The 22,307-nt window shown below is 71.3% G+C and carries 19 protein-coding genes and 1 pseudogene; 11 read left to right on the top strand and 9 right to left on the bottom strand.

What is annotated here, in order from left to right; translation table 11 throughout:
- The first annotated feature begins 183 nt into the window (after nucleotides 1–183).
- Nucleotides 184–1,602 (top strand): hypothetical protein, encoded by a 1,419-nt coding sequence (locus M2266_RS15200; RefSeq protein WP_277438686.1) that lies wholly within the window; start codon nucleotides 184–186, stop codon nucleotides 1,600–1,602.
- Nucleotides 1,603–1,614: 12 nt separating this feature from the next.
- Here the strand turns inward: M2266_RS15200 and M2266_RS15195 are convergent, their stop codons facing one another.
- A complete protein-coding gene (locus M2266_RS15195; RefSeq protein ID WP_277438685.1) occupies nucleotides 1,615–2,853 on the bottom strand; it encodes an ABC transporter substrate-binding protein in 1,239 nt (412 codons plus the stop codon).
- A 181-nt stretch (nucleotides 2,854–3,034) separates the two neighbouring features.
- Here M2266_RS15195 and M2266_RS15190 point away from each other — a divergent pair, with 181 nt between their 5' ends.
- Both M2266_RS15190 and purU read left to right on the top strand, forming a co-directional pair.
- On the top strand, nucleotides 3,035–3,481 hold the full coding sequence (locus tag M2266_RS15190; protein WP_187145299.1) for a hypothetical protein: 447 nt from the start codon (nucleotides 3,035–3,037) through the stop codon (nucleotides 3,479–3,481).
- 46 nt (nucleotides 3,482–3,527) lie between these two features.
- Complete coding sequence (purU, locus tag M2266_RS15185) at nucleotides 3,528–4,382, top strand: formyltetrahydrofolate deformylase (protein WP_277438684.1); 855 nt, start codon at nucleotides 3,528–3,530, stop codon at nucleotides 4,380–4,382.
- Nucleotides 4,383–4,418: 36 nt separating this feature from the next.
- Here purU and rfbC read toward each other — a convergent pair whose 3' ends face one another.
- Nucleotides 4,419–5,015, bottom strand: coding sequence for a dTDP-4-dehydrorhamnose 3,5-epimerase (gene rfbC / locus M2266_RS15180; RefSeq protein ID WP_277441216.1), 597 nt, complete (start codon nucleotides 5,013–5,015; stop codon nucleotides 4,419–4,421).
- A 2-nt stretch (nucleotides 5,016–5,017) separates the two neighbouring features.
- Nucleotides 5,018–5,899 carry a glucose-1-phosphate thymidylyltransferase RfbA gene (gene rfbA, locus M2266_RS15175; RefSeq protein WP_277438683.1) on the bottom strand — a complete coding sequence of 294 codons (882 nt, stop codon included), beginning with the start codon at nucleotides 5,897–5,899 and terminating at the stop codon, nucleotides 5,018–5,020.
- A 140-nt stretch (nucleotides 5,900–6,039) separates the two neighbouring features.
- Between rfbA and rfbB the strand changes: the two are divergent.
- Nucleotides 6,040–7,027: pseudogene (rfbB, locus tag M2266_RS15170) on the top strand (dTDP-glucose 4,6-dehydratase).
- Entirely contained in the window at nucleotides 7,024–7,923 is a 900-nt protein-coding gene (rfbD, locus tag M2266_RS15165) for a dTDP-4-dehydrorhamnose reductase (RefSeq protein WP_277438682.1), read from the top strand. Before rfbB ends, rfbD begins: the two are co-directional and overlap by 4 nt.
- 5 nt (nucleotides 7,924–7,928) lie before the next feature.
- Here the strand turns inward: rfbD and M2266_RS15160 are convergent, their stop codons facing one another.
- Nucleotides 7,929–9,533 carry a N,N-dimethylformamidase beta subunit family domain-containing protein gene (locus M2266_RS15160; RefSeq protein WP_277438681.1) on the bottom strand — a complete coding sequence of 535 codons (1,605 nt, stop codon included), beginning with the start codon at nucleotides 9,531–9,533 and terminating at the stop codon, nucleotides 7,929–7,931.
- 128 nt (nucleotides 9,534–9,661) lie between these two features.
- Nucleotides 9,662–10,987, bottom strand: coding sequence for a hypothetical protein (locus M2266_RS15155; protein ID WP_277438680.1), 1,326 nt, complete (start codon nucleotides 10,985–10,987; stop codon nucleotides 9,662–9,664).
- A gap of 282 nt (nucleotides 10,988–11,269) precedes the next feature.
- Here M2266_RS15155 and M2266_RS15150 point away from each other — a divergent pair, with 282 nt between their 5' ends.
- From M2266_RS15150 to M2266_RS15135, 4 genes are all read left to right on the top strand, one after another.
- Nucleotides 11,270–11,758: a DUF2304 domain-containing protein gene (locus M2266_RS15150; RefSeq protein WP_277438679.1), complete on the top strand. Its 489-nt coding sequence runs from the start codon at nucleotides 11,270–11,272 to the stop codon at nucleotides 11,756–11,758.
- Nucleotides 11,755–12,492 carry a glycosyltransferase family 2 protein gene (locus tag M2266_RS15145; RefSeq protein WP_277438678.1) on the top strand — a complete coding sequence of 246 codons (738 nt, stop codon included), beginning with the start codon at nucleotides 11,755–11,757 and terminating at the stop codon, nucleotides 12,490–12,492. The genes M2266_RS15150 and M2266_RS15145 overlap by 4 nt, the downstream gene beginning before the upstream one ends.
- Nucleotides 12,489–13,436 (top strand): glycosyltransferase family 2 protein, encoded by a 948-nt coding sequence (locus tag M2266_RS15140; protein WP_277438677.1) that lies wholly within the window; start codon nucleotides 12,489–12,491, stop codon nucleotides 13,434–13,436. The genes M2266_RS15145 and M2266_RS15140 overlap by 4 nt, the downstream gene beginning before the upstream one ends.
- A gap of 175 nt (nucleotides 13,437–13,611) precedes the next feature.
- Complete coding sequence (locus M2266_RS15135; protein ID WP_277438676.1) at nucleotides 13,612–15,288, top strand: hypothetical protein; 1,677 nt, start codon at nucleotides 13,612–13,614, stop codon at nucleotides 15,286–15,288.
- A gap of 40 nt (nucleotides 15,289–15,328) precedes the next feature.
- Here M2266_RS15135 and M2266_RS15130 read toward each other — a convergent pair whose 3' ends face one another.
- Both M2266_RS15130 and M2266_RS15125 read right to left on the bottom strand, forming a co-directional pair.
- Nucleotides 15,329–16,456, bottom strand: a complete 1,128-nt coding sequence (locus M2266_RS15130) for a maleylpyruvate isomerase N-terminal domain-containing protein (protein ID WP_277438675.1) — start codon at nucleotides 16,454–16,456, stop codon at nucleotides 15,329–15,331.
- Nucleotides 16,453–17,034: a sigma-70 family RNA polymerase sigma factor gene (locus tag M2266_RS15125; protein ID WP_277438674.1), complete on the bottom strand. Its 582-nt coding sequence runs from the start codon at nucleotides 17,032–17,034 to the stop codon at nucleotides 16,453–16,455. Before M2266_RS15125 ends, M2266_RS15130 begins: the two co-directional genes overlap by 4 nt.
- Nucleotides 17,035–17,385: 351 nt before the next feature.
- Here M2266_RS15125 and M2266_RS15120 point away from each other — a divergent pair, with 351 nt between their 5' ends.
- Nucleotides 17,386–17,751, top strand: coding sequence for an STAS domain-containing protein (locus M2266_RS15120; protein WP_277441215.1), 366 nt, complete (start codon nucleotides 17,386–17,388; stop codon nucleotides 17,749–17,751).
- Between the two features lie 15 nt (nucleotides 17,752–17,766).
- Here the strand turns inward: M2266_RS15120 and M2266_RS15115 are convergent, their stop codons facing one another.
- Together M2266_RS15115 and M2266_RS15110 are read right to left on the bottom strand one after the other, a co-directional pair.
- On the bottom strand, nucleotides 17,767–18,975 hold the full coding sequence (locus tag M2266_RS15115; RefSeq protein ID WP_277438673.1) for a tetratricopeptide repeat protein: 1,209 nt from the start codon (nucleotides 18,973–18,975) through the stop codon (nucleotides 17,767–17,769).
- A gap of 278 nt (nucleotides 18,976–19,253) precedes the next feature.
- The gene (locus tag M2266_RS15110; protein WP_277438672.1) at nucleotides 19,254–20,909 is read right to left on the bottom strand and encodes an AMP-binding protein; all 1,656 of its coding nucleotides are present in this window, start codon (nucleotides 20,907–20,909) and stop codon (nucleotides 19,254–19,256) included.
- A gap of 164 nt (nucleotides 20,910–21,073) precedes the next feature.
- On the opposite strand from M2266_RS15110, the gene M2266_RS15105 reads away from it, so the two are divergent.
- Nucleotides 21,074–22,300, top strand: a complete 1,227-nt coding sequence (locus M2266_RS15105) for an amidohydrolase family protein (protein ID WP_277438671.1) — start codon at nucleotides 21,074–21,076, stop codon at nucleotides 22,298–22,300.
- The last annotated feature ends 7 nt before the right edge of the window (nucleotides 22,301–22,307 follow it).

The following is a 22,307-nucleotide window of genomic DNA, read 5'->3' as shown; positions in this document are numbered from 1 at the left end:
CGCCGTGCGGGGCGGCCCAAGAGACGGCTGAAACCTCGCCATTCGACCCTTCCCCGTCGTCAACCCGGACATGTCCGGCCCTCACCCGATCGGGTGCGTGGTGGGTTCTCAGGCTGACCCGGTAGCGTGAGCCGTCGAGTCCGATGACGGGTCCGACGAGGGGTAGAGGCGGGAGTGCCGGCGATGCACAGCGGACACGGCGACGAGACGCCGGACGATCAGTACCGGCAGAACCCGGGAGCGCCCGAGCCCCACAGGGGTGTGGTGCAGCCGCCGCAGCACTACGACGACCGCGTGCGGCCCGCCGGCGGACAGCCGTGGAACCAGGCGCCCAGCGCCGCCCAGCCGCTGCCGCCCGAGGCCGGCGGCGGGGCGGACGCGACGATGATGTTCCCGCCGTACCCGCAGGCCACCCCGCCGGCCCCCGCGATGCCGCCCACGCCGCCCGCGGCCGCCGCCGCACCGGTGCCGGAGGCGGACGCCACCCAGTTCCTGCCCCCGTACCCGCGCTCGACCCCGCCGCCGGAGCCGTTCGCCCCGGAGCCCTTCGCCCCCGCGCCGTTCCAGCCCGAGCCGTACGCGCCGGAGCCCTACACGCCCGGGTCCTACACCCCCGGACAGTTCCCGCCCGAGCAGTTCGGGGCCGGGACCGGGCCCGGCGGGTACCCCGAGGAGAGCGAGGCGGAGGCCACCCGGCACCTGTCACTCTCGATCTTCGACGAGCCCTCGCACGACCAGCCGCAGGGAGCGCCCTCGTACGACCGGTCGTACGAGGAGCCGCAGTCCGCCCCCTCGGGCGACTACGACCACCTGTACCGGCAGGACGGCCCCCCGCAGCAGCCGAGGCCGGAGCCGGCCCGCCAGCCGCAGTACCGGGCCCAGGTCGCACCGCCGGCTCCGGCGCCCGCCCCTGGCCACGCCGACCCCTATGACGGTGCGAACGGCGGCGGTGGCGGATCGCGTCGCCGGCTCTCGCGCGGCGCGGTGATCGGCATCGTCGTCGGCGGCTGCGCCCTGGCCGGACTGGCCGCGGGCGCCGTGCTCAGCATGGGCGGCGGCGGCGACGGCAAGGACTCGGCCGCGACGACCAAGCCGCCGGCGTCGACCGGGGCGTCCTCGCAGCCGGGAGCCGCCGGTGACGACGCGGTGACGCAGCAGGCGAAGGCCCTGGACGCCCTGCTCAAGGACAGCGGCAGCAGCCGCTCCTCCGTGGTCAGCGCGGTGGAGTCGATCAAGTCCTGCAAGAACCTGCCCCAGGCGGCGAACGACTTGCGCGCGGCGGCCGGCCAGCGCGGCTCACTCGTCACCCGCCTCGCGGCCCTCCAGGTGGACAAGCTGCCGCAGCACGGAGACCTGACCGAGGCGCTGAACAAGGCGTGGGCAGCGTCCGCCGCCGCCGACAACGCGTACGCGTCCTGGGCGGACCAGGCGGTGAGCGACGGCAAGGTCTGCAAGGGCGGCCACGCGAAGGGCACCCCGCAGAAGTCGGTGGGTGACCACGAGAGCGGCGTCGCGACGACCCAGAAGAAGCGCGCCGTGCGCGTCTGGAACGGGATCGCGAAGCAGCACGGCCTGACCGAGCGCGAGTACTCGCAGCTCTGATCCAGACACGGCCTAGCGCCCGTCCTGGTTCACCGGGCGGGCGAGGGTCGCGGCCATGTCGACGAATCCGGGGCGGGCGGCGACCAGCTGCCCGTCGCGGACGACCTGGTAGACGACCTTCGCGTTCACCATCCTGGGGTGGCCCGGCACCGGGAGCATGTTGTCGTTGCTCCAGCCGAGGTCCGGGGTGAGGCCGCCGGTCGAGATGCTGGTCGTCTTGTCCAGCGCGCGCTTGAGCGTCATCGAGGTGACCGCCTCGTCACCCATCGCGCGGACGATCTCGGCGAAGACCGAGTAGGCGACCCAGGTGGTCTGGACGCCGGGGTCGGCGACGTCGATCCGGTTGTCGCCGAAGGCGTACTTCTTCACGACGGCCTTCATCTCGTCCCACTTGGGGTCCGAGGTCGGCGGGTACCAGCCGGTGGCGAACGCGTTCTCCAGCGGGCTGCTCGTGCCGCCCGTGCTGTTGATGAGCGACTGCTGGACGCTGCCGATCACGGAGGCGAGCCGCACTTTCGGCACGTCGTCGCCGAGTCGGCGGAACGAGTCCACGAACGTGTCCGTGCGGTCGCCGAGCACGGCCGACACGCACGAGCCGGTGGGGGCCCTGCCGATCGCCCGCTGGGCGACACCGGTGTACTCGGTGGAGTCGTCGGCCGTCGGCAGGTCGGTGGCCGCGGGCCGGCCGCCGGCCTTGAGGCCGGCGTCGAGGAACAGCGGGAACTGGTCTCCGACCATGGTGTCCGGCCGCACCAGGCTGACCTTGGAGCACGAGTCGGCCAGCTGCTTCCCGCTGCCCGTCAGCAGGGCCGGCAGGCCGCCGTTGACCGGGTAGGACATCGGGCTCTGGAACTCCTCCTGGGTGAGCCCGTAACCCCCGATGTACGGGATGCTCGCCGACTCCAGGGCGGAGGTGAAGTTGCCCGCGTGTTCGCTGTACGAGCCGATGACGGCGACCGCGCCCTCATCCTGCGCGCGCTGCGCGCACTTCGCGGCCTCGACCGTGTCGTTGTGATCGTTGCAGGTGATGACCTTGAGCTCGTGGCCGTTCAGCCCGCCCACGTCGTTGATGTGGGCCGCGAATGCCTGCGCCATGGCGGGCATTCCGGGCATGTTGGTTGATTTCGTTCCGTCCGGGGCCCAGGTCATGACGACCACGGGGCCCGGGGAGCCCCCCGCGCTCCCCGGCAGCGCACCGCAGCCGCTGATCAGCGCCGCGCAGGTCGTCGTTACAGCGAACAGGACAGCCATGCGCGAACGCCGCTCAGTCATGAACATGGACGCTTCCGTTCCGGGCCCAACGCCCGGGTGACCATAAGAGAACGCACCGTCACGTTCAGGTGAATTACCGGTGCGGATTCGAGGGAACGTACGATCGGTCACCGTGCAGACTCCGGAGAAGACTTCCCGTCGCGGTGCCCGCTCCTCCACGATGGGGGGCATGCCGCTCAATGACATGCCTTGGTGGCGCTGGCGCAGCAATGTGCGCTCGGCGCTGCACATGATCAGCGACCCGGTGTTCCAGCAGGAGTGCTGGCTCGCCGGGGTGCCCGGTTTCGGCGACGTCACCGACGCCGTCTACCGTCTCGTCGAGGACACCTGGCTCGACAACTGGTCCGCCGAGAAGTACGTCGGGACGATCTTCCGCGACTCGCAGGAGGCCGCGCTCGTCGACGTCGCGGTGCTGCGCGTGCTGAAGATCCTGCACCAGGTGGGCGCGGACGCGCCGGTCAGCACGTACCTGGAGCACCATGCCTGGCCGGAGGCGGTCCGTGCCGCCCGCGAGGCCCACGTCAAGCTGGCGACGGCCGACGGGGACGACGTGGACGCGCCGCCGCGCTCCCTCGACGTCCTGGCGATCTACACGCGTACCGCCTGACGGACAGCCGCGCCGTCCGGCCCGCCGGGTATGCGAGGCTGACCCGGTGAACGAGCCGCAATATGTGCTGACGCTGTCCTGTCCCGACAAGCCGGGCATCGTGCATGCCGTGTCGAGTTATCTCCTCATGACCGGCTGCAACATCGTGGACAGCCAGCAGTTCGGGGACCAGGACACCGGGCTGTTCTTCATGCGCGTGCACTTCACGGCGGATCCGCCGGTGGACCTCGACAAGCTGCGGGCGAGTTTCGCGGCGATCGGCGGCGCCTTCCAGATGGAGTGGCAGCTGCACGCGGCGGACCAGAAGATGCGGGTCGTCCTCATGGTCAGCAAGTTCGGGCACTGCCTGAACGACCTGCTGTTCCGCACCCGGATCGGCGCGCTGCCCGTCGAGATCGCGGCCGTGGTCTCCAACCACACGGACTTCGAGGAGCTCGCCGGCTCCTACGGCATCCCGTTCCACCACATCCCGGTGACCGCCGACACCAAGGACCAGGCCGAGGCGCGGCTGCTGGAGCTGGTCGAGGCGGAGCGCGTCGACCTGGTGGTGCTCGCCCGCTACATGCAGGTCATCTCCGACGACCTGTGCAAGCGGCTGCCCGGCCGGATCATCAACATCCACCACTCGTTCCTGCCGAGCTTCAAGGGCGCCAAGCCCTACCACCAGGCGCACGCGCGCGGGGTGAAGCTGATCGGTGCGACCGCGCACTACGTGACGGCGGCCCTCGACGAGGGGCCGATCATCGAGCAGGAGGTCGAGCGGGTGGGGCACGAGGTCACCCCCGAGCAGCTCGTGGCGATCGGCCGTGACGTCGAGTGCCAGGCGCTGGCGCGCGCGGTGAAGTGGCACAGCGAGCACCGGGTCCTGATCAACGGGCACCGCACGGTCGTCTTCGCCTGACGCGCGGTGCCCCGGACTTCCCCGGGTCCCGTCCGGTCAGGCGCCGGCGCCCAGCTCCTTGTAGTGGGCCTGGCAGACGTCGAAGTCCGGCAGCCGGCCGCCCTCCCGCATCTCCGCGAGGCTCGGCGCGGCCGCGTCACGGGCGGACAGCTGGGGCGCGCCGGTCGGCCAGTCGATGCCGAGCTCCGGGTCGAGCGGATGCACCCCGTGCTCCTTGTCGGGACGGAAGACGTCCGAGACGAGGTACGAGAGGGTCGCGTCGTCGCTGAGGGCGCAGAAGCCGTGGCCCATGCCCTCCGCGATGTAGAGGGCCCGGCGGTCCACGTCGTCCAGGCGGACGCCCTCCCACCGGCCGAAGGTCGGCGAGCCGACGCGCAGGTCGACCACGACGTCGAGGACCGCGCCGCGTACGCACGTCACGTACTTGGACTGGCCCATCGGCACGTCGGCGAAGTGGATGCCGCGCACGACGTCCTTCGACGACACGGACATGTTGGCCTGCGCGAGCCGCATCGGGTGGCCGACCTCGGCCTCCAGCTTGTCGAAGCGGTACCACTCCAGGAAGAGGCCGCGCGGGTCGCCGTGCTGCTGGGGGGTGATCTCCCAGGCGCCGTGGAAGGACAGCGGTCGGATGTTCATCGCGGGAGGTCCTCTTCGAGGGCGAGTGTGTTGACGAGGTAGTCGCCGTAGCCGCTCTTCAGCAACGGTTCGGCCAGGGCGCGCAGTTGCTCGTCGTCGATGAACCCCATCCGCCAGGCGGTCTCCTCGACGCAGCCGAGCTTCAGCCCCTGCCGCTCCTCGATGACCCGGACGTACTCCGAGGCCTGGACAAGGGAGTCGAAGGTGCCGGTGTCCAGCCAGGCGGTGCCGCGGTCGAGCACCGAGACGCGGAGCCTGCCCTGCTGCAGATAGGTGGCGTTGACCTCGGTGATCTCCAGTTCGCCGCGCGCGCTGGGCTTGAGGCCGTTGGTGATGTCCACGACCTGGCTGTCGTAGAAGTAGAGGCCGGGGACGGCGAAGCGCGACTTCGGGCGCTCCGGCTTCTCCTCGATCGACAGGACGTTGCCGTGCTCGTCGAACTCGACGACGCCGTACGCGGTGGGATCCTTCACCTGGTAAGCGAAGATCACGCCACCATCAGGTGAACGGTGGTCCTGCAATTGCCGTCCGAGGCCGGCGCCGTGGAAGATGTTGTCACCGAGAATGAGTGCCACCGGCTCGCCGGCGATGAAGTCCGCACCGATCTGGAATGCCTGAGCGATTCCGCCGGGATTCGGCTGGATGCGGTATTCGATATTGATGCCGAATTGCGAGCCGTCGCCCAGCAGCCGGCGGAACTGCTCCTGGTCCTGCTCGGTGGTGATGAGCAGTATGTCGCGAATTCCCGCCATCATGAGCGTCGACAGCGGGTAGTAGACCATCGGCTTGTCGTAGACCGGCATCAGCTGCTTGGAGACCGCTTTGGTGATCGGCCACAGCCGGGACCCGGTCCCGCCGGCGAGGAGGATACCACGCATGTTGATTCCACTTTCTCCGCTGGCAGACGGCCGAAAACTGCTCGGCACCGCCTCCGCACTCGGGTAACGGCTAGAGTTACGGCGAAGCAAACCATCTTACGCCGCCCCCCAGTAGGGGGCCTGACTGGACTCTGGCACTCATGAACATTCTTGTTACCGGTGGCGCTGGATTCATCGGCTCGCAGTTCGTCCGCGCAGTCCTGTCAGGGGAGATGCCGGGTCTCGAGACCGCCTCCGTCACCGTACTGGACAAACTCACCTACGCGGGCAAATCCGGAGAATCTCGCTCCGGTCGCCCACCTGCCCGGATACCGGTTCGCGCTCGGCGACATCTGCGACGCTGACTTCGTTGACTCGGTCCTGCCCGGCCATGACGCGGTGGTGCACTTCGCCGCGGAATCGCACGTCGACCGGTCGATCACCGGTGCGGCCGCGTTCGTCACCACGAACGTGCTCGGCACCCAGACCCTGCTGGACGCCGCCCACCGGCTCGGCATCGGCCGCTTCGTGCACGTGTCCACGGACGAGGTGTACGGGTCGATCAGCGAGGGCTCGTGGACCGAGGACTGGCCGCTCGCGCCCAACTCCCCGTACGCCGCGGCGAAGGCCGGCTCCGACCTGATCGCGCTCGCCTACCACCGCACGCACGGGATGGACGTGGTGGTCACCCGCTGCTCCAACAACTACGGGCACCACCACTTCCCCGAGAAGATGATCCCGCTCTTCGTGACGAACCTGCTGGACGGCAGGAAGGTCCCGCTCTACGGCGACGGCAGCAACATCCGCGACTGGCTGCACGTCTCCGACCACTGCCGGGGCATCGCGCTCGCGTTGCAGGGCGGCAGGGCCGGCGAGGTCTACCACATCGGCGGTGGCACGGAGTTGACGAACAAGGAGCTGGTCGGCCGGCTGCTGGAAGCCTGCGGCGCCGGCTGGGACATGGTCGAGTACGTCGAGGACCGCAAGGGCCACGACCTGCGCTACTCCCTGGACATCGGCAAGTCCCGCGCCGAGCTCGGGTACGAGCCGCTGATCAGCTTCGAGCAGGGCCTCGCCGACACCGTCGCCTGGTACCGCGACAACCGGTCCTGGTGGGAGCCGCTCAAGGCCAAGGCGGCGCTGTCATGAGCGCCGACACCGCGGGAGTCACCCGCTGGCTGGTGACCGGGGCCGGCGGCATGCTCGGCCAGGAGGTCGTGGCGGCGCTCGCGGGGGACCCGGCCGCGGCCGTCACCGCCGCCACCCGGTCCGACCTGGACCTGACGGACCCCGCGGCGCTGCTCGCCGCGGTCCGTGGCCACCGCGTCGTGGTCAACGCGGCCGCCTGGACGGACGTTGACGGCGCGGAGGCCGACGAGGCCGCCGCCTCCGTCGTCAACGGTGACGGGGTGCGCCACCTGGCCGCCGCCTGCGCCGCGGCGGGCGCGCTGCTCCTCCACGTCTCCACCGACTACGTCTTCCCCGGCGACGCCAAGGAGCCGTACCGCGAGGACGACCCGACCGGGCCGGTCAACGCGTACGGCCGCGGCAAGCTCGCCGGTGAACTCGCGGTCGCCGAGCTGCTGCCCGAGACCGGCTACATCGTCCGCACCGCGTGGCTGTACGGCGCCCACGGCCGCAACTTCGTCGCGACCATGCTGAAGCTCGCCGCCACCCACGAGACGCTCGACGTCGTCGACGACCAGCTCGGCCAGCCCACCTGGGCCCGCGCGCTGGCCGTCCGGCTCACCGAGCTGGGCCGTGCCGCGCTCGCCGGCGAGGCGCCGGCCGGCGCGTACCACGGCACGGCCTCCGGCCAGGCCACCTGGTACGACCTGGCCCGTGCCGCGTTCGAGCTGTCGGGGCTCGATCCCGACCGGATCCGTCCCACCACGGCCGACAGGTTCGTCCGCCCGGCCAAGCGCCCGGCCTACAGCGTGCTGGGCCACGACCGCTGGGCCGCCGCCGGGCTCCCGGCGATGGCCGACTGGCGGGACGAGTTGGAGGCGGCGGTCGCGGCGGGAACGTTCGCCCAGCCGGCGTAGCGGGGTCAGTGCACGTACGAGAAGCCGACGGGCTGCCTGGCGTAGAGGTCGTAGTTGTCGACCGCCGGGTGCTTCGCGGCGGCGGGGCCGGCCTGGAACGCCGTCAGGATGTTCTCGCTGACCTTGCGGGCGAACTTCACGGAGCTCTGCGGCACGCGGTAGGAGCACCGGTCGTTGTTGACCGTGCAGGTCCAGCCGAGCGTGCCGCTGGAGAAGACGCCCGCGCCCGAAGGCGTCGTGTAGTACGTGGAGTTGGAGAAGCTCTGCTTGGTGCCCAGCGTGACGGGTGAGTCCGAGAGGGCCTGGATCGGGCGCGGCACCTCCGGCCCGGCGAAGAGCTTGTCGTACTCGACGGCGACCAGGCCGGGGTACTTCGAACCGTTCCTGGCGCCGGTGCCCGCGTAGACCCAGCTGTTCGCGTCCGTGACGACGTACGGCGCGGTCACGCCGAGCCACTCGTACTGGACGCCGAGGAGGGAGATCTCCGGGCGCGGGTTCGGCGGCAGGCGCCACTGCTGCGTCGTTTGGTTCGGGTCGGTGAGCACCATCGGGTCCTCGGACGGGTCCTTGTAGCACGTCACGACGCGCTGGTCGCCCAGGGCCGAGGACTCGAAGCGGACGTGGCGGTAGACGTTGTTGGCTCCGAAGAAGGCCATGTTGGTGCCGGCGTCGCGTGCGCCGGCCGCGGTGTCCCGCATCGCCCCGGACCAGTACTCGTCATGGCTGGGGAATATCAGCGACCGGGCGCCCTTGAACAGCTGGGGCATGCCGTCCAGCTCCGAGGAGGTGACGTAGGCCATCCGCAGGCCCAGCTTCTCGGCCGTCACCAGCATGGGCAGCTCGTGCCAGAGGAACTGGCCGCTGCCACCCCGGTCGTAGGGGCGGTCGAAGCTCACCTTGCGGGCGCGTTCGGCGTAGGAGCGCGGGCCGGGGGCGCCCCCGTAGATGTTGTGGCCGCCCCACGAGTTGTACGCCTGCCAGGTGGCGGTCGCGTTGACGAACACCGTCCGGCCCTCGGTCGAGGTCGAGCGGACGGTGATCGGGACGTGCCGCTGGTTGCCCTTCTTCGACGTGAGCTTCAGCAGGTAGTCGCCCTCGGGCCAGCCCTTGGTGCTGACGGACAGGGACGGCTTCCACGGGGCGGTCGCCATGAATATGCCCGGTACGACCACGGCGGGGGGCTGTGCCCGGCCGCGTACCGCTTTCGAGGCCCAGACCAACCGGCCCTGCTTCCCGCCGTAATAGCCCATCCGGAAGGCCTGGACATCGAAGCTGCTGGACGTGGTCGACACATACAGGTCGAAGGACTGACCGGACGTCACGCTCACATGGTCGGCGTATCCCTCGATCGCGTTCTGCGGGCCGGGGTTGCGCACCTCCCAGGCACGGGTGCCGGGCAGGGCGTTCTCCTTGGAGACCGAGAAGTCACCGGTCGACTGCCGGGGCGGCGGGGCGACTTCGGCGGCCTTGTGCGGGGCGGCACCGGTCTCCGGCACGGACGCGGCGACCGCATCGCGCGTGTGGTCCAGGACGTAGGGTACGACCGGGACAGCTATGGCGATGATGGCGCCGAGGGCGCACAAAAGAAGGATGATACGGCGCACATTCATGGTCCAGCGACCGTACAGGCGTCCGGCAGCCGACTCTGCCGATGCTGTCCGATCGTCGGGTCGCTGTGACAAGACTGTGAAGTTCTTCGGAGTGTCGTCGGCCGTTCACCGGTCGAATGTGGTCCGGCTCACCCGGGTTTGACGGTACCGATGGTCTCGGCGTCCCCGACGAGCGTCCGGGTCGTCGGATCGAAGGGCCGGTCGAAATCGCGCAGACCCGCGCGCAGTCCGAACAGCAGAGCGACGGCGGCGGTGCCGGCGGCGATCGCGTACGACAGCTCCACCTGCAGCGCCGTGCCGCCGGGCAGCAGCGGGGCGCTTCCCAGCGCGAGGGCCCCGATCGTCCAGGCGACGCACAGCATGCGGTGGCCGCCGGTGGCCAGGGTGCCGCTGCTGAGCACGATCGCCGCGAGGTGGGCCACCGCGCCGAGACCCAGCAGGCCGAAGTCCAGGGAGTTGAGGGCCGGTGGTGCGTGGAAGGCCGTCTCGTTCAGGGTGGGGCCGATCACCGCGCAGACGACCGCCCAGCCGGCTCCGAGGGCCGTCACCATCAGCAGGTTGCCGCGCAGGGTGCGCAGGAAGCCGGCCTTGTCGCCGGCGGTGTGCCGTCCGGTCAGTTCCACCAGCAGGGACGCCTGCATCGAGCTGACCAGGAACTGTGGAACCCGCACGAGGATGAGCGCCGAGACCAGGGCGGTGATCAGCGGGGCGTTGTCCGGGTCGAGGAGTTTGGCGGTGACGACCGGAGCGTTGGCCACGGCCTGCATGAGCGTGGTGGACACGACCAGCACCGCGAAGCCGTTGTGGATCTCGGCCGGCTCCGCGGCCGGTCCCGGCCGGGACGCCCGGCGCATCGCGGGCAGGCACAGGAGCACGGCGGGCAGCGGGGCCAGCGCCATCGCCAGGCCGAAGGCGAGGAAGGAGCCGTGCGCGGCCAGCAGCGCGACCGCGGAACCCACCCGCAGGACCGCGTCCGCGGTCAGCTGGACGGCGTACCAGCGGAAGTCCCCGTACCCGGCCAGGATGCCGCGCGCGGTGTGCTGCGCGGCCCAGCCCACGAAGGCCGCGCCCAGGACCGCGACCATCCACCGGTCGCCGTCGAAGAGCAGATCCGCCAACGGGCCGGAGGCCGCGGCCAGCGCGGCCAGGACCACGGCCAGCATCACCGCCGCGGTGAGTATCCCGCGCCGGATGGCGGGTCCCGCACCCAGCCCGGAGGCGGTCCGCGCGGCCACCACCCGGGTCAGCTCCTGCTCGACGGGGAAGAACAGCCCGATCCCCGCGAAGGCGATCACCGACCACAGCACGGAGATCTGGGCCATGTCGTCATGGCCGAGCGTCCGCCCGGCCAGGGCCAGGAAGATGTACGAGGCGCCGGCGTTCGCCGCGACCCCGGCCCCGACGAGAAGGGTCCCGGCAGGGAGCGTGCGCAGGAGTGCTGTGGGCGACTTCATGTGGCGGCCAGAATACCCCGGAGGGCAGGACAGGGACCCGTCGGACGGTGTCCTCCGGGCCGTCCGGAGGGCCCCGGGTCGGTGCCCGCCCGGGTTTCGGCTCTTGTGGCCAGGAGGTACCATGAGCGCCGTGTCCGGCAGCGTGTGTGACGTCGCCAACCGGTCGCGGATCGGCGCGACGTCTTCTTCGCCCTCTGCCAGGTAGCCGGCCAATCCCTGAACGTCACCGGACTTCGGTATGGTGCGGCGGCCCCGTACTCCGACCGGAAAGACGGCAAAATCGTGCAATTGTCCGTACTTACCTCGGTGACCGGCTTGGCGGTGCTCGCATGCATCGTCGAACTGTTGCGTCGCCAGCAACTGCGCGAGAAATACGCGGCCCTCTGGCTGCTCATCGGCCTGATCATCGCACCGCTCGGGTTCTTCCCGACCTGGCTCGACTCGATCGCCAACAAGCTCGGCGTCGCCTCCGGCGTGAGCCTCGTGCTCTTCGCCGGCTTCGTCCTCGTGCTGCTCGTCACACTGCACCTGAGCTGGGAGTCCAGCCGTCTCGAAGCCGAGACGCGCACCCTGGCCGAGGAAGTGGCACTGATCAGAACGCATTTGGCGCAGACCGCCGATCCGATGCCCGCGAGCGCGGTGAAGCCGGTCGCCGGAACGCCGGGCACGGGCGGCACACCGGACCGGGACGCCGACGACAGCGCCGGCTCCGACGACGACATCACCGCCGCCGCCACCACACTTTCGGATGATCGCGAGGCCCGGGCATGATCGATGGCCGACGGGTGCTGGTGATCGTGCCGGCGTGGAACGAGGACGCCGGGTTGGCGACGACCCTGAGCGAGATCGGCAAGGAACTGCCCGACGCGGACATCCTCGTCGTGGACGACGGTTCCACCGACCGCACGGCGAAGGTCGCCGCGGCGGAGGGGGTGAACGTGGCCCGCCTGCCCTACAACCTCGGCGTCGGCGGCGCCATGCGGCTGGGCTACCGCTACGCGCTGGAGTACGGCTACGACGTCGCGATCCAGATCGACGCGGACGGCCAGCACGACCCCAGCTACGTGCCGGCCCTGCTGCGCGAGCTCGACAACGCCGATCTGGTCGTCGGCGCCCGGTTCGGCGGCGAGGGCGAGTACCAGGCCCGCGGCCCGCGCCGCTGGGCGATGCGGCTGCTGTCCGGAGTGCTGTCCCGGCTGGCCGGCACCCGGCTGACCGACGCGACCTCCGGGTTCCGCGCCTGCAACCGCGATCTGATCGAGTTCTTCGCCGGCTGGTACCCGGTGGAGTACCTCGGCGACACCGTGGAGAGCACCGTCGGCGCGATCCGCTGCGGCTACACCGTCCGGCAGGTCCCGGTCGCGATGCGGCCGCGCACCACGGGCAAGCCGAGCCACTCGCCGCTGCGCGCGATGGTCTACCTCGCCCGCGCCGGCCTGGTCCTGCTGCTCGCGCTGATCCGCCGGGTGCCGTCCCAGGCGCCGCACACGATGGTGACGGCATGACCGACCGGGATCCGGCCGGCGGCTCGGCCGAACCGCGTTTCCACATCCTGATGCCGTACTACGGCGATGTCGCCGTCATGCAGGACGCCGTCCGCAGCGTGCAGGCCCTGGACGGGGACGACTGGCGGCTCACGGTGGTCGACGACGGCAAGGAGGCGGGCGTACCGGAGTGGTTCGCCGCCCTCGGTGACGACCGCGTCCACTACCTCCGCAACGAGCACAACCTCGGGGTGACCGGGAACTTCAACCGCTGCGTGGAGCTGTCCGAGGGCGAGTTCACCGTCCTCATGGGCTGTGACGACCTGCTGCTCCCGAACTACCTGCGCACGGTGCGCGCGGCCCTGGACCATGAGCCGAAGGCGACCATGGTGCAGCCCGGCGTCGAGGTCATCGACGGCGAGGGACGGCCGTCCCGGACCCTGGCGGACACCACCAAGGACCGGCTCTACGCCCCCCGCGGCCGCCGCCCCCTCACCCTCACCGGCGAGGAACTGGCCGTGAGCCTGCTGCGCGGCAACTGGCTCTACTTCCCGTCCATCTGTTGGCGGACCGAGGCGATGCGCAAGTTCCGCTTCCAGGCCGACCTCGGCGTCATCCAGGATCTGGCGCTCGTCGTCGACCTGCTGCTCGACGGGGCTTCGCTGGTCGTCACGGACACCGTGTCGTTCCGGTACCGCAGGCACGCCGTCAGCGAGTCGTCCGCGAAAGCCCTGACGGGGGACCGCTTCGACGAGGCGCGGCGGTTCTTCCTGGCGACCTCGCGGCGGATGACGGCCCACGGCTGGAAGCGCGCCGCGAAAGCCGCACGCTGGTACTGGTCGTCCCGCCTGCACGCGGTCACGCTGCTGCCGGCCACGGTCCGCCGCGGCCCCAGGGGAAGCACCCGCGCGATGTTCCGACACGCGTTCGGACCCATCGGCGGTGGCCGCGCGGGCGCTGCCTGACCTTCCGTCACCGTTCCAGCCCGGGACCGGTCCCGTCAGCGGTCCCGGGCCCCGGAGAACACCGCGGGGCGGACAGGCGGTCCGATATCCTCGACCCCGATCTCGATCGACGTGTGTGCGGCAGCCGGTGGCCCCCAGCCACAACGGGGGGTGGCCGACAAGTTACGGAGCATTGATGACGACGTTGAACTGGCGGCCGCGGAATCTGATCCGGAGGGACCCGGCCGATCAGGCCGTCGCCCCCGGCGGGCGCCGGTGGGTGGGGCTGCTCGCCGAGGCGGGCGTGGCCATGGCCGCCGCCGCCCTGCTCCTGCTGTACAGCAAGACCATCCACGTCAACCCGATGAAGCGTCCCGGACAGGTCAGCGGCCTCGCCGCCATGCTGCTCCCGTTCATGGTCATCGCCATCGCGATCGTCGTCGCGGTGCTGCTGATCCAGCGCTTCTGCCGTCCCGTCACCTACACCTGGGCCGTGCGCCTGGCCTGCGCGGCGACCGCCGGCCTGTTCACCGGCCTGATCGCGGGCGGTGTGGCGGTGGCCCTGCACGGCACGCCGTGGCCCATCAACGGCGTCATCTCGGACTCCTCGGTCATCCAGAAGTACGCCCACTCCGTGGCCACCGGCCACGGGATCCCGGACGACTCCGGGTACCCGCCGCTCTACATCTGGCTGCTCGCCGCCTGGGCCAAGCTCTTCTACGACGGCAACACCGGCTACGCGCTCCAGACGCTCTCGCTGGTCACCGTCGCGGTCATCGGCCCGCTGGCCTACCTGATGTGGCGGACGCTGCTGAGCCCGGTGTGGGCGCTGATCATCGGCGTGGTCCCAACCCTGCCGCTGATCGATCCGTACAAGCCCTACGGCAACCTGTCGCTCTTCATCTTCATCCCGGCCCTGGCGTTGCTGCTGAGCGCGCTGCGGCGCAGCCCGGTCACCGAACCGCGCCGCCTGATCAAGGTCGGAGCCGGACTGGGGTTGCTGATCGGCGCGGACTTCCTGCTCTACTCGGGGTGGTTCGTCTGGTCCGCGGCCGGCATGGTCGTGCTCACCCTCGCCTACTTCCCCTGGAAGTCGGGACCGAAGCGCGCGCTGATCCTGCTCGGCTCGACCGCGGTCGTCTTCCTCGCCGTCGCCGGCTGGACCCTGGCCAAGCTCCTGTTGATGTCGACCGACAACGTCGACCGGTACATGTACGTGGACACCGACACCGACCCCGGCTACTTCTCCATCTGGCTCTGGGTGCAGAACGGCAAGCCCGACCAGTGGCCGCCGCTGGGAGAGCTGGGCGGCGTCGGTCTCTTCGCCATCCTGCTCGCGATCGGCCTCGGCACCGCGCTCATCCTGGGCGCCCGCCGGTCGGTCGTCGTCGTCGCCGCCACCTGCATGGCCAGCGCCTGGGTGATGCGTCTGTGGTACGCGTCGCACATGTACCGGGACCACGCCGTGCAGCTGTGGCCGCGCACGTCGTGGCAGATCATGTACTGCCTGCTGGTGCTGTGCGGGTTCGCGATCTACCTAGGGGTGCAGCGCCTCAAGCGGATCCAGCTGCGGATTCAGCTGCCCAGGCTGACGACGGCCGGGTCGCCCGCGGCCGGGGCCACGGCCGGCGGGGGCGGTCTGCGGGCGCGGCTGCCGCTGCACGCCGGGGTCCTCGCGTGCCTGCTGCTGCTGTTCGGGATGTCGGGCTCCGCCATCGCCAACAAGTACATGCCGGGCCGGGAGCTGTTCCCCGCCTACCGGGTGATGCTGGCGCACACCACGCCGAAGCTGGACGGCAAGTGCCCGGCGTACACCAACCCGAAGGCGTGCGTCCCGCGCAAGCACCCGTGGCTGGACCACCTGAAGAAGTAACCCGCCGACCGTTCGCGGCGGCGGGTGCGGAGCCGCCGCGTCACAGCCTCGACAGTGACGCGGCGGCGAAGAGCACGTCGCGGATGACCTCGCGGTCCCCGTCCTGGCCCACCGCTATCCGCTCGGGCTCCAGATGTCCCGCGGCCAGCTGGCAGAACTCGACGCTGTCGAGGGCGACATGGGCCACCGCCTCCCCGGCGGTGGCGGGCGCGCCGGGCGTGTCCAGGGCGATGTACCAGTCGCCCCCGCCCAGGCCCTCGATCTCGAGGTGCACCGACCGGCCGGGTGAGCCGGCGGCGGTGAGCCGGGCCGGGGAGGCCGTGAGCCCGGCGCGGCGGCGCCCCGCGATGGCGATGGGCAGCATCCGCGCGGCCAGGTCGATCATCGGGTGGAGATCGCGCGGCGCCGGCGGGTCGTACGGGTAGTCGACGGCCTCGGCGATGTCCCAGGCGTGGATCCAGCACTCGAAGGCCCGGTCGAGGAACGCGTCCCGCAGCGGCAGCGTGAACCCGCCGTACGGCACGTCCAGTCCGCCCGTCCCGCGCCCGGCGAAGGACACCGTGCGCACGAGCGTCCGGCCCTGCTCGCGCCAGGCGGTACGCAGCGGAGCTCCCGGCACGGCGTGCGCCGTGGCCCAGTATCCCTCGGTGCGCCGCGCGGGATCGAGCGGCAGCTCGTCGAGGGGCAGCCCGAGCGCGGACGCCACCAGGCCGTCCACCGCGCAGAGATGGCCGATGACCTGCGCGACGGAGACCTCGCGAGCCACCCGCTTCTCCTCGTACCAGCGCAGCTCCACCGGCGCGTCCCAATAGCCGTCGCCGAGATCGCGCAGCAGCGCGTCCAGCCGGGCGGTCTCCGCGTCGTACGGGCCGGCCCACCGGGGCATGGGGACGCGCGCCGGGCGGCGGTCGAGGCAGCCCGCCAGCACCCGGGACCGCAGCTGCGGATCGAGGTCGAGCGTCTCCTCCTGGTGCAGCAGGCCGACGGCGTCACGCAGCCGCAGCGCCTCGTCGGCACAGGCCGCGCAGTCCGTGAGGTGCAGCTCGACGGCGAGCGACTCGTCGCGTGAGCAGGCGGCCAGCGCCCATGCCCCGAGCAGGGACTTGAGCGTGCTGTGGTCGTACGGGGAGAGCTCTCCCCGCCCGGTGCCCGCCGTCCCGGCGTTCACCGCTGTCGCCTGTCGAAGCCCGCGTCGAAGCCCGCTTCGAGGCCCGGGTGCGCGGCGGGCGCCATCGCGGTGGACAGCAGCTGCAGGCCCAGGCGCAGCCGGCGCCGGGCCTCGTCCTCGGTCACGCCCAGGTCGGCGGCGGTCTGCCGGTAGTCGCGCCGCCGGAAGTAGGCGAGTTCGAGGGCATCGCGCAGCGGGGCCGGCATGGAGGTGACGATGAAGTCGGCGCGGGCGGCGGTGGTGGCCTCGCGGACCTTCGCCTCGACCTCCTCCTGGCTGCCGCGGCCGCGGCTCTCCTCGTGGCGCAGCCGCTGCACGGCCCGGCGCTGGGTGAGCGCGGCGATCCAGGAGCGCAGGGAGCCGCGCCGGGGGTCGTAGGCGTCGGGGTTCTCCCAGAGGAAGCCGAAGACGTCGCGGGTGATGTGGTTCGCGGCCTCGTCGTCTTCCAGTACGCGGTGCGCGAGGCTGTGCACCAGCGACGCGTACCGGTCGTAGAGCTCGCCGAGGGCGGCTTCCTCGCCACGGGCCAGCCGCTGCTGCATCCTGCGGTCCCAGCGGGGTGGTGCCGGTGTGGCCATGCCGCCGCCCCTTCCCCTCGCCGCCGCCGATGCCGCGCGCCGGTCCCGCCCGTCCGTCGGCACCGGCGGCTGCTCGGACTCCGCACGGCCTCCGGCCCTTTCAGCTCGAATGTAGCCGCCACCTACGACAGCGGATGCCCCTTTGCGCCATCCTGCCGCCGTTTCGGACCGCTTCTGGCGATGTGTTATGCGGGTGTGACCGCTGTACTGCTCGGTTGTGCGGGATTCCGGGCATAGGGTTCACATGATGACGCTGTCGCAATTCCTCGAGGAGCGGCCTTCCGGGCCTCAGCGGACCGCCAGGGTGGCCGGGCTGCTCCCGGCGACGTCGCGAGGTGGGACGCAGTGGAAGTGACACGCGCCGAACGGGACGGCTGGGCCGTGGTGACCGTCACGGGCGAGATGGACCTCCTGACCTCACCCACCGTGCGTCAGCACGTGCACGAGGCGGTCGCCGACGGGCGGCGCAGCGTGGTCCTCGACCTCGCGGAGGTGCGCTTCTGCGACTCCAGCGGAGTGGGTGTGCTGATCGCCGCACGCCGCCTGATGCGTTCGTGCGCGGGCCGGCTCCGCATCGTCCTGCCCGACCAGGGCGCCGCCGACGACGGGTCCCACGTCAACCGGGTGCTCGCCGCCCTCGGCGTCCGCCGCCTCTTCGAGGTCTACCCGGACCTCGCCGCCGCGACCGACGACTCGGCCCAGCCGATATCCGCCTGATCACCGGGGACCGGCTCAGTACGCCGACGGCCTGGCCTGCGGCTTCGCCGGGGCAGGGCCCAGGGTGGTGGTGCCGATCGCGGCCCGGTGGCCGAGGCCCGTGCGGTAGGCGTCCAGGGCGGCCTCGACCCGTCCGGTGCTGCGCAGCAGATCCCCCAGCAGCCGGCAGAGGTCGGCGAGATCGCCGGCCGCGCCGGCGCGTTCCAGCAGGGACAGCGCGTTGACGTAATGCTCCTCGGCGGCGTCGAGTTCGCCCTCCTCCTGCGCGATCAGACCGAGCAGCCGGTGTGCCCCCGCCGCGTGGATGGCGCCGCGCTCGGGGCCGATGCGGTCCAGGAGCCGGGCGAGCAGCTCGCCCGCCTCGGTGTGGCTGCCGCGCCGGCGCAGGACGTCGGCGAGCTCCACCTCCACCTGATCGGTGAAGAGCGCGGACCGCTGGGCCGCCAGCATGTCGCGGGCGAGTCGTAGTTCGCGTTCCGCCTGCTCCAGGTCGCCGCCCTGGGCGTGCACGTAGCCGCGCATCCAGTGACACTTCGCGAGGTCGGAGCGGAATCCCAGCCGCTGGTACAGCTCCTGCGCCTTGGCGAGCGAGGCGTCGGCCTCGACGATCCGGCCCTCGGCGATCATGGTGCGGGCCACACTGCGGTGCATCCCGGCGATCAGCGCTGGATCGGTGGCGCTGGGGGCGAGCGCGAGGGCGAGCTCGGCCGCCTGGGCGGCGCGCGCGTGGGCGCCCATGTCCATGTAGGGGGCGATCACGGCCGTGTGCAGGAGCAGCAGCGCGTCCGGGTCCCGGGTTCCGGCGGCGTGCAGCCCGTCGATCGCGTTCTCCAGCAGGTAGCACGCGTAGCGCAGTTCTCCCGCCAGCAGATGGGAGACCGCCCGCCCCCGGACCGCGGCGGCCCGGCGTGCCGGCGGCTCACCACCGAGCAACTTCTCCACGGCCTCGAAGTGCTCGCGGGCGAGCGTGAGTTCGCCGGTCTCCAGGGCGCAGTCGCCCAGCCCGAGCAGGGCAGCGACCCGCTCGTCCGGGAGTTCGTGGTCCCCGGCGGTGGCGAGCGCCGCGCGGAACCGGTCCGCCGCGGTGGCCGCGTCGCCCGCGGCCAGCGCGATGCGGGCCTCGCCCAGTCGCCGTGCCGCGTGCACCTGCGCCTGTACGCGGCCGGGCCGACGGTCCCGCGGACCGCTCTGCTCCGCAACCGCACTGTCCGTAGCGTCCGCCACGTCCGCCTCCCGAGCCCCTGGTCGCGCCACGTGGCCGGACGTCCTGCGCCGTCAACTCGGCGACGCGTCCCGGAAGTTACGTGGTCGGAAGACGCAGACTAGCGGCTGTCGGGGCAGGGTCGTCCGCAGCTGTCACGGCTCGCCAAACCTGAAAGGAGGAATACGCCGGAAAATCGTCATCATCCCGAAATCTCCCTCCGGCGGTTCCGTCCACGCCCGAGGTCGCGGGAGCAGCCAGGACGGTTTCACCCCGTATCCAGGAGGGCTCGGCGCCGCTTCTAGGACGGTGCCGCGCTCCCGAAGCGCTCCCGGAGTTTGAACTTCAGCACCTTGCGGAGCACGTCGTTGCGGGGGAGGGCGTCCACGACCTCCAGTTGTTCCGGCAGCTTGTGGGCCGACAGGCCGTGCTCGCGCAGGTATCCGGTGATGTCCGCGAGGGTGATCGGCGGCGCGCCGGACGGCTGTTCCACGACGGCGCAGACCCGTTCGCCGCGCTCCGGGTCGGGCAGGCCGATGACGGCCGCGTCGGCGACGGCGGGGTGTTCGTAGAGGAGGTCCTCGATCTCCTGGGCGGAGATGTTCTCGCCCTTGCGGATGATGATGTCCTTGAGCCGGCCGGTGAGGACGAGATAGCCGTCCGGGGTGAGGCGGCCGAGGTCACCCGTGATGAGGAAGCCGTCCGGGTCGAAGACCGCGGCGCTCTGGGCGGCGTGGAGGTAGCCCTGGCAGACGGCCTCGCCGCGCAGCCTGACCTCGCCGTCGGTACCGGCGGGCAGCGGCTTGCCGTCGGGGTCCGTGATGCGGACCTCCATCGCGGCCGGCGGACGGCCCTCGGTGGTCGCGAGGTGGTCGGGGGTGTCGTCGGGCGCGCCCATCGTGATCATGGGGACTTCGGTCATGCCGTAGCCGTGCGTGAGTCGGCACCCCATCTCCCGCGTGACCTCGTAGTACAGCTCGGGCGGCATGGGCGCGCCGCCGCCCGCCAGCAGCCGCAGGCTGGGGATGAGCTTGCGGCCGGGGTCCTTGCGCTGCTCCGCGAGGAACATCGAGTAGAAGACGGTGCTGCCGCCCGCGACCGTGACGCCGTGCTCCCGGTAGGCGTCGAGCGAGCCGGGCAGCGCGAAGTGCTCCAGGAGCAGTGCGGGGAACCCGTACAGCATCAGCATCACGGTGTAGTCGGGCCCGGCGACATGGGCGTAGGGGAAGGCCATCGAGCCGACGTCGTCGGGGGTCAGGCGCAGGGCGTGGGCGAGGCAGCCGCCGGCGGCGATGAGGCTGCGGTCGGTGTGCAGCACGCCCTTGGGGTCCGAGGTGGTGCCGGACGTCCAGTAGATCCAGCGGACCGAGGTGCCGTCGGCGGGCGGCCGCGGCAGCACGGCCGGGTCGCCGTTGGGGAGCCGGTCGTAGGCGGTGAGCAGCAACGGCGGCCGGGAGAGGCGCGGCGCGAGGCGGTCGGCCATCGCCGCGTAGTCGTAGCCCCGCCACTGGCCGGGTATCGCGAAGAACTCGGCCTCGGCCTCGCGCAGCGCGTAGCCGACCTCGCGGTCCCGGTAGAAGGGGATGAGCGGGGTCTGGACGGCGCCGAGCCGGGCGAGCGCGAAGGTCAGCAACACCGTCTCGATCCGGGTGGGCAGCTGCCAGGCGAACCGGCTGCCGGGGCGGACGCCGAGGTCGTGAAGGCCGGCGGCGACGCGCTCCGCCCGGTCGCGCAGCTCACGGAAGGTGATCCGGCGGCCGTCGGTGTCGAGGAGGACGGGGGCATCGGGGGTGAGCTCGGCGCGGCGGGCGGCCAGCGCCCAGAGCGTCGGCGACTCGCCGAGCGCGGCCGCCACGGCCTCGGCCGCCGGGCCGGCCGCGGTCGTTCCGGGCTCCTGCGATGACGGCGTTCCGGGCTCCCGTGATGACGGCGTTCCGGGCTCCTGCGTCGGGTCCATGCCGGTCTCCTCCGTACCGTCACCGAACCTGACGTAGCGTCAGATCCTGGCGGCAGCGTATGCGGCGGGACCCCGCTGGTCCAGGGGTGTGACGCCGATGGACGCGGGGTGTGTGCGTGCGTACTCTAAATCTGACGATCCATCAGATCTGCAGGGAGAGGCCGATGGAACTGCCCAGGATCATCAGCGTCGACGACCACGTGATCGAACCCGCGCACCTCTTCGACAGGTGGCTGCCGGCCCAGTACCGCGACCGCGGCCCGAAGCCGCTGACCGCGGGCATCGGTGAGCTGGCGTACGTCGCGGGGAAGTACCAGATCACGATGGACCCGGACGGCCCGCCGACCGACTGGTGGATCTACGAGGACCTCAAGTTCCCGTACAAGCGGAACATCGCCGCCGTCGGCTTCGACCGCGACGACATGACGCTGGAGGGCATCACCCGCGCCGAGATGCGCCGCGGCTGCTGGGACCCCAAGGAACGCCTGGCGGACATGGACCTCAACCACGTCGAGGCGTCGCTCTGCTTCCCCACCTTCCCGCGGTTCTGCGGCCAGACGTTCTCCGAGGCGCACGACAAGGAGGTCGCGCTCGCCTGCGTGCGCGCCTACAACGACTGGATGGTCGACGAGTGGTGCGGCGACAGCGGCGGCCGGCTCATCCCGCTGTGCATCATCCCGCTGTGGGACATCGACCTGGCCGTCGCCGAGATCCGCCGCAACGCCGCTCGCGGCGTCAAGGCCGTCACCTTCAGCGAGATCCCGACGCACCTGGGCCTGCCGAGCATCCACTCCGGCTACTGGGACCCCTTCTTCGCGGTGTGCCAGGAGACCGGCACGGTCGTGAACATGCACATCGGCTCGTCCTCGCAGATGCCCGCCGCCTCACCGGACGCGCCGCCCGCCGTCCAGGCCGCGCTCAGCTTCAACAACGCGATGGCCTCGATGATGGACTTCCTCTTCAGCGGGGTCCTCGTCAGGTTCCCGACGCTCAAGCTCGCGTACAGCGAGGGCCAGATGGGCTGGATCCCGTACGCCCTGGAGCGCGCCGACACCGTCTGGGAGGAGCACCGGGCCTGGGGCGGGGTGCGCGACATCATCCCCGAGCCGCCGTCGACGTACTACTACCGGCAGATCTTCTGCTGCTTCTTCCGCGACAAGCACGGGGTCGCGTCGCTGGACGTCGTCGGGCGGGACAACGCGACCTTCGAGACGGACTACCCGCACGTGGACTCGACCTTCCCGCACACCAAGGCGGTCGCCGAGGACCACATGAAGGGGCTCGACGACGAGACCGTCTACAAGCTCATGCGCGGCAACGCGATCCGGATGCTCGACCTCGACTTCGACCGGGGCCTGGATCTGTCCGCCTTCGCGAAGGCCGGCAGGTGAGGCGCGC

It is taken from the genome of Streptomyces sp. SPB162, from assembly GCF_029504575.1.
Classification (GTDB): domain Bacteria; phylum Actinomycetota; class Actinomycetes; order Streptomycetales; family Streptomycetaceae; genus Actinacidiphila.
Note: the sequence above shows the minus strand (reverse complement) of the source record. Positions and strands in the feature narration are given on the sequence as shown.